At 41.3% G+C, this 13,881-nt stretch carries 3 protein-coding genes; 1 reads left to right on the top strand and 2 read right to left on the bottom strand.

Annotated features, from left to right (window positions below):
- Positions 1-224: 224 nt before the first annotated feature.
- Both glmS and QS62_RS06075 read right to left on the bottom strand, forming a co-directional pair.
- Positions 225-2,057: a glutamine--fructose-6-phosphate transaminase (isomerizing) gene (gene glmS, locus QS62_RS06080; RefSeq protein WP_066107437.1), complete on the bottom strand. Its 1,833-nt coding sequence runs from the start codon at positions 2,055-2,057 to the stop codon at positions 225-227.
- A 32-nt stretch (positions 2,058-2,089) separates the two neighbouring features.
- The gene (locus QS62_RS06075; protein WP_197496268.1) at positions 2,090-2,860 is read right to left on the bottom strand and encodes a DeoR/GlpR family DNA-binding transcription regulator; all 771 of its coding nucleotides are present in this window, start codon (positions 2,858-2,860) and stop codon (positions 2,090-2,092) included.
- Positions 2,861-3,834: 974 nt separating this feature from the next.
- Here QS62_RS06075 and QS62_RS06070 point away from each other — a divergent pair.
- Positions 3,835-13,881, top strand: a 10,047-nt coding sequence (locus QS62_RS06070) for an ESPR-type extended signal peptide-containing protein (RefSeq protein ID WP_082966142.1), incomplete at its 3' end; no start/stop codon positions are given.

Raw genomic sequence — 13,881 nt, 5'->3', positions numbered from 1 at the left:
AAGCAATGACAAAAAGCGTTAGCTTTTTGAACGTTGCTTGCAACGACCCGTTAGGGTGAGCAAGTGAATGAAGTTCACTTGCGAATAAAATGAAGTCGCCCTTTAGGGCGAAACCTAAACTTGAGATAAGAAATAATTTAACTAAAAGTTTTATAATTGACCTTGTCAATAAAATAAGGAGAGCTCAACGCTCCCCTCACACTTCAATATTGATAAATTGATATTTACTCAACCGTCACCGCTTTCGCTAAGTTTCTTGGTTGGTCAACATCGGTACCCTTAATAATTGCCACATAATAAGAAAGCAATTGCATTGGTACGGTATAGAAAATTGGCGCAATCAACTCATTAACTTTCGGCATCGTAATAATCTTCATATTATCGCTATCTTGGAAGCCAGCTTCGGCATCAGCGAACACATATAATTGACCGCCGCGCGCGCGCACTTCTTCAATATTCGATTTTACTTTTTCCAATAATTCATTGTTTGGTGCAACAACGATAACAGGCATATCAGCATCAATCAAAGCTAATGGACCATGCTTTAACTCACCGGCAGCATAAGCTTCTGCGTGAATATAAGAAATTTCTTTCAATTTCAATGCCGCTTCCATAGCGATTGGATAAAACTCACCGCGACCTAAGAACAACGCATTATGTTTTTCCGCAAAGTCTTCAGCTAACTTCTCGATTTGTTTATCAAAGACTAACGCTTTTTCAATATCAGTTGGAATACTATTTAATGCCTGTACGATTTCACGTTCTTTTTCCGCAGAAATACTGCCGTTTAACTTACCGATTGCTACGACTAACATCAACATTGATACTAATTGTGTAGTAAATGCTTTAGTTGAAGCTACACCAATTTCTACCCCTGCACGTGTCATAAAGGCTAAATCAGATTCACGCACTAAAGAAGAACCAGCAACATTACAAATCGTCATCGCTGCCATATAGCCTTTTTCTTTCGCTAAACGCAGTGCCGCTAAGGTATCTGCGGTTTCGCCTGATTGTGAAAGCGTAAGCAATAAGCTATTTGGACGAGTAACAAATTTACGATAGCGGAATTCAGAAGCAATTTCGACATCGCAACTGACGCCAGCTAACGCTTCAAACCAATAACGCGCCACCATACCTGAATTATAAGAAGTACCACAAGCAACAATTTGTACATGTTGTACATTTTCTAAAATGCTTTTTGCTTTGCTGCCAATACTTTCAACAATAACGCTATCGTGGGCGATACGACCTTCTAAAGTGTTAATAATAGCAGTTGGCTGCTCAAAAATTTCTTTTTGCATAAAGTGACGGAAATGCCCTTTATCTGCGGCATCTTGTTCTAAATTTGATTCCGCAATCGTGCGTTCAACACGTTCGCCTAAACGGTTATAAATCGTTACTTCACGACGAGTAATTTCCGCAACATCGCCCTCTTCTAAGAAGCTAAAACGACGAGTTACATTTAATAAAGCCAATTGGTCAGAAGCTAAAAAGTTTTCGCCAACACCATAACCAATGACTAATGGGCTACCAGAACGAGCAGCAATCAAATGTTCTGGTTGTAAACGGTGCATTACCACCATACCGTAAGCACCAGTTAATTGTTTGACCGCTTGTTGTACGGCTTGCAATAAATTTTGGCAAGATTGCAATTCCCAATGCACTAAATGTGCAATAACTTCAGTATCGGTTTGTGATGCAAATTGATAGCCGCGTTGTTGTAGCTCAGCTTTTAATTCTTGATAGTTTTCGATAATGCCATTGTGTACTACTGCAATATCACCAGACATATGTGGGTGTGCATTGGCTTCTGATGGTTCACCATGAGTTGCCCAACGAGTATGCGCAATCCCAGTACCGCCAATTAAAGGTTGTTGTTCTACCGCTTCGTCTAAGGCTTTAACTTTACCAACACGACGAACACGTTGTAAGTTATGTTGGCTATCAACGACTGCCACACCAGCAGAGTCATAACCACGATACTCTAAACGATGCAAACCTTGAATTAAGATTTCCGCGACATCACGTTGTGCGACTGCACCAACAATTCCACACATAATTTTTTCCTTCTTTAATTAATAGAAATAAGTTATTTTGCAGAAGCGATTAACACTTCCACACCGAGATTTTCAATTTGTTGTTTCACTTGAGGATCAATACGATCATCAGTGATTAAGAAATGAATTTGTTGCCAAGTTAGTTCTAAATTTGGCATTTTGCGACCGATTTTCTGTGATTCCACCATTACAATCACTTCACGAGAAACCTCCGCCATCACGCGACTAAGCCCAACTAATTCGTTGAAAGTCGTTGTACCGCGTTGTAAATCAATACCATCAGCGCCGATAAACAGTTGATCAAAGTCATACGAACGTAAAACTTGTTCGGCGACTTTGCCTTGAAATGAGTCGGAAGAAGCGTCCCAAGTACCGCCTGTCATTAATAAAGTTGGTTCGTTTTCTAGCTGACGTAATTCAGCAGCGACATTTAACGAATTTGTCATTACCACTAAGCCTTGTTTTTTATTGAGCTGACTAATTAGCGCTGAAGTGGTGCTGCCAGTATCAATAATAATACGATTATGATCACGAATTTGTGCCGCCGCTAATTTGGCAATAGCAACTTTTTGTGGCGATAAAGCCTCATTTTCTTCTTCTGCTAATACTTCAGCAGGCATCAAAATAGCGCCGCCATAACGGCGGAGTAATAATCCATTTTGTTCTAATGCTGAAAGGTCTTTACGAATCGTAACTTCTGAGGTTTCAAATTGCTTGACTAGCTGTTCTACGGTAACTTCGCCTTGTTCTTCTAGGCATTTTAGAATGGCATGACGGCGTTGTTTGGTATTTCTTTTACTCATTATCTTTCGTTTTTATCCTTTTAAATTTCGGAGCGAAATATAGCAAATTTAGAAAAGAATAACAAATTTTATTTATCAGGATTTATCTATTATGGTGATTTTATTACCTTAGGGAGCGTAGTTATATTTTTTAGTGATAGAAGTTTTTTTCACGATTAGAGAGAATTTTTAGAAATTGATCTAGCGCAAAAAATGGGTGAAATAGCTTTGTGTAATAAGTTGAAGTTTTCTCAATAGTCGTACTGGATTTGGTTTCATGTAAATTTTGCTAGAAAAATAAACAATAAAAGATTCAATTTTCAACAGAGAAAAAATAGATTAAAAAATTAAAGAAGTGAAATAAGCAGTGGAGTTTAATAATCTTAAGCTTTTATTTTAAAAAGAAAAATAAAAGATTGTTTCGGTATGTTAATTGTAAACAAAAGATAGTTTTATTTTGTCTGTTCCTTATTCTTTTTTTAGATAATAACAAATTAAATTATCAAAATTTTAAGTATTTCTTAAAAAAAAATTGTAGAGGTGTGAGGAAAGATACTTAGAAAATGTATATAAAGTGAGAAAAATATAGACAAAAAAATTGTATAAATCTTCGTCTTTAAATTGGTTTTTTGTTGGTTCTTTGTAAGTTTTTAATTTAAAAAATACTTATATATCAAATTGATAGTGTATTTATTATGATATATAAATAGTAAAGTATGAAATCATTTTTTATTGACAACCATTTTTTAACATATTGATACATAATGGCAACAAAATGATAAGGTTTTTATGTATATTTGGTATATATGAAAATCACTATTTTTGTTATCTCATTTTTATTTGTTTACGTAAATTTATATGGTTGCTAGAATGAAAGAGCTAATTATTGTTGGATGATTTGTTTTTTAGCAGGTTTTCTTGCCTTTGAATTGACACTTCAAATTGACAAAAGAAATTTTTTAGATTTTACAAACACATAGACTAAGAGAGTTTACATGAACCATATATTTAGAGTAATTTTTGATAAAACCAGAGGAATTTTTGTTGCTGTATCAGAATTAACGAAAAGCCATGGTAAAGAAAAATCAGAAAAACAACAAAGTCGTGATGTAGTAACAAATATGCTTGGGGGGGGGGAATTTGATTCTTCTCTAACTTCAAAAAATCCTACCTATTTTTCATCTCAAAACAAAAAAGTTAAATTTTTCAAATTATCACCATTGGCTGTAACTGGTTTAATTGCGGTTGGGGTTGTTGCACCATGGACTGATGCTTTTGCTGCGTATGACTCTATCGACATTGATTGTGGTAGCATTGCTCCTGATGACCAAATGTCGGGGTGTACTCGTAATAATACTGATAACTTTAAGGAGTATGTAATAGCACTAAATCCCCTATGGAATGAGCGCAATTATATGGGAACGGACACGAATAAAGTTGGTGTTGTAGCTTCATACGGTATTGCTGTTGGTGTAGGTGCCAAGGCACAATCTACTGGGGATATTGTATTTGGTACTGGAGCATGGTCTTGGCAGGATAATACCCTTGGGGGGAATGGACGCACAATTGTGATTGGTGCTAATGATGGTGCAAATAGGACTTATGCTCGTCAAGCTCCTTTTTCTGTAGTGATTGGTAGTACAGCTCATATTGGTGAAGAGAGTGATGGCGATATTTCTACTGAATACTACACTAAATCTGTCCTCATAGGTGCAGGTTCTTCTATTCTTGCCAACCCTTATGGATTACTTAGCAATCGAGCAACCAGTGGTCAAGGGGTGGTCATTGGTTCATCTTCTGTGGGTACTTCGCAAGCTACGGCTGTGGGTAATAACGTCTATGCTGTAGGTCGTTCATCTATCGCATTGGGTTCTGACGACGTAGAAACTTATAAGAATGTGATTACCGAGTACGATGTAGAGCATTATTTCAAGCAGTTGTACGGTAATATTGATGCAAACGGGACAATCTATGGATGGAAGGTTGCTAAGAGTGGTAGTGGAAGTTCTGCTACGTATACTGTCGGCACAGGTGGTGATAGAGGAAAAACTATCTACTCACCAACGTTAGCACAGGGTGACGGCTCTATTGCGATTGGTTCACGTTCTCTTGCCTATGCCTCTGGTTCAACCGCAGTAGGTACCCTAGCTTTCGCATTGAAAAAAGGATCTACCGCTATTGGTACTGAGACACGTTCTGAGGGTGTAGGTTCTATTGCATTGGGTAGTAACAGTTATGTATTTACGGATAACTCAATTGCCGCAGGTAACCGTACTCAAGTACTAGGTACAGGCTCTGCAGCGTACGGTTATAGTGCTTTTGCGACAGGGGAAAACTCTCTCGCCATGGGTACACGTACGTACGCAAATACAAACATTACACTAACAACGGAGGCGAAACAAAGCTTTAATGTTGATGATACTATTGGTGATGCTGGACGACTAGAAAATGCAGCTAAATCACTATTAGGTATTCAATCTCCTAATAGTAATTATAGTTCTACTACATATCTTCAAACATTAGAGACTGTTTTTTCTAATGATAATCTTCTCAAGAACTTTAAAGCAAACTATGCCGACGCCGATAAACAACGCATTACTGATGCAGAATTACGTGCTGAGGTATTTGCAAACTCCGCAACATCAGAACAAAAGGTCGAATTAGAAAACTTAGCTAAACAAAAAGCTACAGAAGCTAACGATCTGGATAAAGATGCATGGAAAAAAGAAACCTACCTTGATCCAGCTCGAGGAGAGGTGATTGGTAAGCACGACAATCTTCTGAAAGCATACACATTACTAGTGCAAAACAAAAAATTGCTAGGTGTTGCCAAATCTACTACTGATAATACTAAGGATGCTAAGAATGCTGTTGCTATTGGTTCGTTTGCAATGGCGGTAGGGGATAACTCACTGGCATTAGGTCGTGGTACAAGTGCTTTAAAAGATAATGCGTTATCTGTAGGCACTTATGCTGCTGCTAATGGTAAAAATGCAGTTGCTTTTGGGGTTGCAGCTCGCGCCTTAAAGGATAACTCCATGGCATTGGGTACCGCAGCAGCATCCAATGGAGAAAAAACGCTTGCCATCGGTTCTGGTGCGGTATCTTACGGTGATGTGTCGATGGTCGTGGGTAGCCTTTCTAATGTGCGGCAAGGTTCTCAACAAGTTGCTCTCTTAGGTTCGCAATCACAAGCCAAGGGTTATGATATTTTTGCACTTGGTAATAATATGCGCATTGTTTCTCTTAAAGATTTAAATTCGCTGGCGCAAGATCTTAAGAATGCTTCTGATGCTACTGCCAAAGAAAATGTTAAACGTAATTATGGCCTCACCGAGAATATCATTGCTCAGGGTAACTTGGTAACAGTAGGGGGTAATACGAGAGACTCTATTGTTGTCGGTGCACGAAGCTCTTTGGGACGCTTTTATATGGAGAATACTCCTAGTGACCCTTATGCAGAGACTAATATTTACAAGCAAATAACAAGTACAGGCGTTATCACGGATTATACTGCTAATACACGTATCGATTGTGTCGCGGGATGTCAATGGAATGATGTTAATGCCAATATCGTAAACGGTATTGTGTTGGGTACTAACTCACATTTACTCAATAACTCGCAAGATTCCATGTTATTAGGTACTGGCTCATTTATGCGTGGTACAGATAACATTCTGATTGGTAACAACAGCCGTGTAATCGGTTTTGGTTTGGCAGAAAGCAACAACCAATCTCAAACAGGTTCAGCACGCAACGTGGTATTAGGTAATAAAGTTGTTACTTCTGCAGGAGCAAAAGACTCTATTGCCATCGGTACCGAATCTACTATCGGTAACTATTCAATTTCTTTTAATGGAAATGTGCAGTCTTATTCTCTAGCCTTATTAGTTAATGGGGTGATTACTGAAAACAGTGTTGATGATATTAATACAGTCGAAAATACAGCTGGGAAATATAATATTAAAGAAGCGATGGCGTTGGGTAATAGAGCACGGGTGTATAACTTTGCAGGTGCTAAGCCTACTGGCAAGTCTGATGCTGATTACTACAGCAGCGATGATTCTTTTAACTCTGGTTACCGTGCTATGGCAATGGGTGCGAATGCTCGAGCATATGTCCGCAACTCTGTAGCGCTAGGGGTAGACTCAGTAACTGACTACACGCTTGAGCAATTGAAAAAAAAGGCGTGGGTTCCTGACCCCGACAAAGCTATCTACTCGATTACTAGCCCTCAAACAGGTTATGTTTCTATAGGTTCTGTAGGTCGTGAGCGTCGTTTAGTCAATGTTGCTGCTGGTGCTGAAGACACTGATGCAGTGACCGTTGCCCAGTTAAAAGAATTAGATATTCAGGTTCAAGACAAGATCGATAGTCTAGGAAAAGTAGAGGAACTTCATTTCCTTTCTGTTAATAAAGCGGGAAATGAGGCTGCAGATGGTACAAGCATTGCTAACGATCAGAAGCTTGTACAGAACTATCGAGATTATGTCACTAAGAAATCACGTTATCTGACCTATAGAGCACGTAAAGATATCAACAAAGAGACTTTTGACGCAGATGCTTTGGAGAAGATGAAGGCTGAGATTGAGGCTATAGAAAGCGCGAATACTACATTTAAGAGCTTAGCATCAAACTTGAATGCGATTTCTTTCAGTACTAATGATGATATCGCTGCCGTGTTAAGAAGCATTGCTACTGCAGCTGAGACAGATGGCCAACAAACACCAACCCAAACCATTCCGACAAATGAGCTTGATGCCTCTAACTATAACAATAATACCGCCAAAGCTAACGGTAGTATTGCATTAGGTTACAAGGCAGCTGCGACAACTGGGGTGCTTACATGGAAGGATGATATAACTCCTGCGACATTCGATAATGATGTGACTAAAGGTGGTGTACAAGGTATCGCCATTGGTGTGGAATCTGCTGTTAATGCCAAAAATGCCATTGCGTTAGGAACAAAGGCAAAAGCACGTGCCGAAAACAGCATTTCAATTGGTATGGAGAACGTTGTAGGTAACAATAAGAACGTGAGTGGTACTGGTGATAAAGACATTGATGGCAAACAGTCAGGAATGTATTCTATCGCACTGGGCTATAGCAATAAGGTTACAGGGTCTAAATCCATTGCTATTGGTACAGGTCTTACAGTAAAGGGATCAAAATCAGGGGCTTTTGGTGATCCAACTAGTGTAGATGGTGACGGATCTTATTCAATAGGTAACGGTAATCAGTTCTCTGACTATGCTGATGATACGATGGCGATGGGTAATGATAACAAAGTAAATGCCAAACAGTCTGTCGTACTTGGTAATAGTAATAAGCTTGGATATGACGGTAACACTGCAAAAACCCCAAATGAAAACCTTCAATATATCTTTGTATTGGGTAACGGAGTAACAGCGAATGCAGACCACTCTGTCTATCTAGGTGATAAAGTAGCGGCAATTGATAAGAATGATGCGTCTAGGCGTTCTGCTGGTATAACCGACGGATACGCATCTTTTGACTATAAATACACTCCAACAGGTGGGTCTGAAAAGACGATTACATTTAGTAATTTTGCAGGCGATACACCTGTAGGTGTAGTGACTATCGGTAGTACTACAGAAGCTCGCCGTCTCCAAGGCGTAGCTGCTGGTCTTATCGCATCTACATCAACTGATGCAATTAACGGCTCACAACTTTATTCTGTCATTAGCACATTACAAAGCAATATTGACGATGCGGCTCAAGCTGCCACTGATGCAGCAGCAGAAGCTGCTAAAAACGTAGGTACTGTGGTGTATGTGGATGCAGAAGATAACCGTTTGACGAAGTTAGATGATGGTCAGTTCTATACAGCGGAGGACGCTGAAAAATTAGCGGAAGCTGTTTATGTTACTGCGGACCAAGCCAAGGAAACAACGTTTAGTAGTAATGGTGCTAAAGCTGCTGGTTGGTATACGAAAAACAGTGACGGCAAATACACAGCTGTCAGGGAAGCACCAACTGCTAAGACACCAGTTGACCTCGCTTTAGTGGATGAAAAAGGTGGTGTTACAGGCAAGATTTCACTCAAAAACGTGAAAGAGAACATCACGAATGACGCACTTAAAGCAGCATTAGTGAGTGATGCTAAAGTCATTGAGAAAGCGAAGGCAGATTATATCGCTGAAGATGCTGCTAGCCATACAGATGCAAGCTGGGAAGCTCTTGATGTTGTTGCTAAGAAATCTTATATTGATACAGCCGCCAATACTGCTTTAGGTGCTTTATCAGATGATGATAAGGTAGAGTTAGCAATTGATACACTAGTTGCCCAACGAGACAACCTTAACAACGCAGTTGCGGTGAAAGACCTTCAAGTAGTGGCTCAGGCACGTGAGATAACCGATGGTCGCGTAGACAATTTGGAAGACAAGATTGGTGTTGGTCCAATCAACGGTGTTGATGGTCAAGATGGTGCTGACGGTCGAGATCTCGCTGACGGTAAGGGCGTACCTGGTGCTAATGGGCATGACGGTGCCGCTGGTCGAGACGGCATGGACGGCACCAGCTTAAATGCCAAAGTCCAAGGCCTACGTGACGGTATCGCCGGCACTGTGGTGTATACCGATAAACAAGGTAACCGCCTCTTAGTGGAAAATGGTCAATATTACCACACCAAGCTTGTGACAGACGCACATCTTGAAAAAGCGAATGATGGTTTGTGGTATAACGAAGATTATGTCACAGAAGATGGTCAATTTGATCAAGCGAAGTACGATGCGGAGCTACAAGCGGCACAAGAAGCTTTAAAAGCTGCTGGAGCAGCAGAGAAAGCAGAGAAACAAGCTGAAGTTGAGCGAATCACAGCATTACGTACAGGTAAATCGCTTAAAGACCTCAGCACAGCTGGCGGTGATGCACAAAAAGTAGCAGCGACTGACGTTATCCTCTCTACTGTCAATGCGGATGGTACAACGACCAGCCCAATCACGTTAGCGAACTTGGCGGATAATTTACAATTACAAATCACTGAGGAAGATATCCAAGCCCAAGCGATGGCAACATATAACGCAGATAAAACTGATGAAGATAAAGTAACCACTTATGAAGCTCTTGTAGCCAAACTAAAAGCAGCTGCTGGTGATTCTCCTGATGAACAAGCAAAAGCGGTTACCGACGCATTAACCCGTGCGAAGGCAGCACTTTTAGAGGATAGTAAGAAGAAAGCCCTTTATGCTAGCAATACAGTAGGTCAGTTACTAAATCTTGATACTAACCTCGATCGAGCAGTAACGTTAAAAGATCTGCAAACTGTAGCATTAGCTGGCTTGACTTTTGCTGGTGATACTGGCTCAGTGCAACGTTCATTATCACAAACTTTGCGTATTATCGGTACAGTAGGATACATTACAACTTCAGCAAGTGGCGATGCGATCTCTATCGATCTTGTACAAAGTGTGAAAGATAAGTTAGCTAATTTAGCCGACAACGCTAACAACACATACGTAACCAAAGCAGCGGCAAATGCCGATGCGACTGTGGTGTATGTGGATGCAGATGGTAACCGTTTGACTAAGTTAGATGATGGTAAGTATTACACTGAAACCGAAAAAGCTAAAGTATCCGAAGCGAAATATCTCACAGCAGCACAGGTGACTGAACTTGAAAAAGATAAGACTTTGCAAGGTTTTGCTGGTAAAGGTTGGTATAAGGTAGATGGTACTGGTAAGACATATACAAAAGTAGAACCAACGGCAGCAGAACGTGATGCGCTTGCTTTAGTGGATGTTAATAATACAGCTACTGATAATGAAGGCAAGGTTAAAGGGCTCATTTCACTTAAAAACGTGAAAGAGAATATTGACCGTGACGCAGTGAAGACAAAACTAGCGACAGCGGCAGCTGAAAAAGATTATAAACCTGGAGATCATGGTGATACACCATGGGAGAGTTTTGCTGATAAAGAAAAATTGATTTCTACTGCCAAAAACAATATCACTGATGATCAAGTTACTGAACAAGCGATTGATGATTTAGTCGCACAAGCTGGCAACCTCAACAACGCTGTTGCGGTGAAAGATCTTCAAGTTATAGCTATTGCTCGCGAATTAACAGAAGGGCGTGTAGATAAGCTCGCTGACAAGATTGGTACAGGCCCAATCAACGGTGTTGACGGTGCGACTGGTAAAGACGGTCAATCTATCGCTGGTGAACGCGGTGAAAAAGGTGACCCAGGTGCCCAAGGTATCCCAGGTGCATCTGGTAAAGATGGTGCAACAGGACTTCAAGGCCCAGCAGGACATGACGGTCAAAACGGCACTACCTTTGCCAATAAGATCCAATCGTTACGTGATGGTGTCGCAGGTACTGTTGTTTATACCGATACAGAGGGTAACCGCCTATTAGCAGAAAACGGTGAATACTACAAAGTGGATCTTGTTAAGGGTAAAGTCAAAGCCAACGATGGTTTATGGTATGACAAAGAGTACGTCAACCTTGATGGTTCCTTGACAGATGCTGCCGTGAAGGGCAATGTGAAAGGTCAATCACTTCGTGATATTGCGGGTGGTGATGACTACAAAAACAGCACTAACTACGTTGCGGCAAAAGACGTTATCCTCTCTACAGTGAATGCGGATGGTCAAACCACTAGCCCAATCACATTAGCTAACTTGGCGGATAATCTCAAGGTAGCAGCACCAACAGATGCTGAGGCTGATGCTAAGATTACAGATGGCTTTGACAGAGCGACAGATGGTCTTGGTCTATATGATAGCCTTGATGCTCTTAAAGAGGCAGCAGTCGGTTCAGGTGGCGCAGCCGATGCAGCCAAAGCGAAACTTGCTGAGTTACGCGATAAGGCATCTAAGGAGCTTAAAGCAGATAGAATCCACGCAGTAGTAGAGGCTCTATTGACTCAAGGCACTGATTTGGACCATGCAGTGACCTTAAAAGACCTCCAAACCGTAGCGCTTGAGGGCTTAAGCTTTGCAGGTAATAATGGAGAGACAATCCGTCGTTCACTCTCAGAAACCTTGAATATCAAGGGTGAGGGCGTGAATGCAGAAGCTGCTAAGACATTCGAAAGTGCTGCAGGTAACATCAATGTAATTAATACTGCTGATGATACGCTCACAATCCAATTAGCGAAGGCATTGACAGGTATTAGCTCTATCACAGGTGAGAAGACTGCTGATGATGAAGATCCAAATAACGGCAAAGCATATACCCCAGCACAAATAACCCTTACTGAGGGTTCTACGACAAAAGCTGGAGGTGAGGTAACTGGAACAACCTTACCACAAGTGAATGTCAACGGAGCTAAGGTCACTGGTGTTGCTGATGGTGATGTATCAGAGACATCTACAGATGCGATTACAGGTAAACAACTCCATGCACTCAAAGATGCTTTAGGCATGAATGGTGCTGACGGTGCAAGCGGAGCGGATGGTCGCCCAGGTCCAGCAGGTAAAGATGGTTTAGATGGTAAATCTATCCTTGATAAGGTAGAGGGATTACGTGATGGTATCGCAGGTACAGTGGTATATACCACTCAAGACGGTGAACGCCTCGTTCGCGCAGGTGACGGTAAGCTTTACACCCAATCAGACGCACAGGCACTTGCTACTGCTCACGTGAAGTACTTAAGTCAAGCGGAGATTGACGCGATTAAGGAGAAAAACCCATCTGCAACAGGCCTTGAAGGTGCAGCTGCTGGTTGGTATGCCGTCAATGGTAATGCATATACAGCAACGACTCCTGCAGACTCTGTTTCAGGTGTAGCAGAAGTCGCAGAGCAAGACGCTATCCTTTCTACCGTCAATGCGGATGGTACGACGACCAAACCTATCACCTTGGCTAACTTGATGGATAATTTGGTATTACCAAGCACAGGTACTCTGACAGATGATGAAGCAGCCGCTAAGGAATTGTTTGCTACCGCGGAGGGTATTGAAGCAGATAATGTCAATAATGCATGGAGCGGTCTAAATGCCACTCAACAAGCACAATATCTACATCAAGCCAAAGCCGCAGGTTTAACCGCTGAAAAAGCACAACCATTGGTAACTAGCTTGCTAGGTCAAAGCACTAACCTAGACCGTGCGGTGACTTTAAGCGATTTACGCACAGTGGCGATGGCAGGTCTCAACTTTGCAGGTGATAACTATGGAACTGATTCAACTAAATTAGTTCGTCGTTCACTCTCACAAACCCTCAATATTAAGGGTACAGATGGTTATGTGACCACCGCAGCCAAAGCTTCTGACGATGGCGAAGTCCTTGACACTATCCAAATCGACTTAGCGGATAGCATTAAGAACAAACTTGATAACCTTTCTGGTGATGCAAGTAACACCTATGTGAATAAGCTAGAAGCCCCTGTGGTTTACATTGATGACCAAGGTAATCGCATGGACAACTTGAAGAAACTTGCCGATGGTAAGTTCTACAGTGCGGAAAATGCAGCGACTATTACTAATGCGAAAGCGGTGTACTTGACTCAAGAGAAGATTGATGAGCTTAAAGCTGGTGGTGCTAATGGTCTTGAAACTGCTGTTCCTGGTTGGTACACAGCAAAAGGCGAAGGTGCTAATGCTGTCTACAATGCCTATAATGACAATGCGTTGAATGGCGGTAAGTCTCCTGCTGCGGTTGCGCTTGTCGATGCACAAGGTGACGTTAGCAAGCTTATTTCACTCAAAAACGTGAAAGAGAACTTGGAAGGCGTGGCAGGTCATAAAGCAGATGTAAACGATGCTGCTGTACTTGAAAAAGCTAAAGCTGACTTTGCTAAGGATAAGGGTATTGCTGCTGATCAAACTGAGGCAATCAATACTGCATGGAAAGCAGCTACTGATGAACAAACTAAGTACCTCACAGCAGCAGCTAAACAGCTTAACGATGCAGCAGTTGAAAAGGCAATTGATACACTAGTTGCCCAACGAGACAACCTCAACAACGCAGTTGCGGTGAAAGATCTTCAAGTTATAGCTATTGCTCGCGAATTAACAGAAGGACGTGTAGATAAGCTCGCTGACAAGATTGGCACAGGCCCAATCAACGGT

The sequence above is a fragment of the Gallibacterium salpingitidis genome (genome assembly GCF_001678495.1).
GTDB classification, from domain to species: domain Bacteria; phylum Pseudomonadota; class Gammaproteobacteria; order Enterobacterales; family Pasteurellaceae; genus Gallibacterium; species Gallibacterium salpingitidis.
The sequence above is the reverse complement of the archived record's forward strand: the minus strand, read 5'-3'. Positions and strand labels throughout refer to the sequence as shown.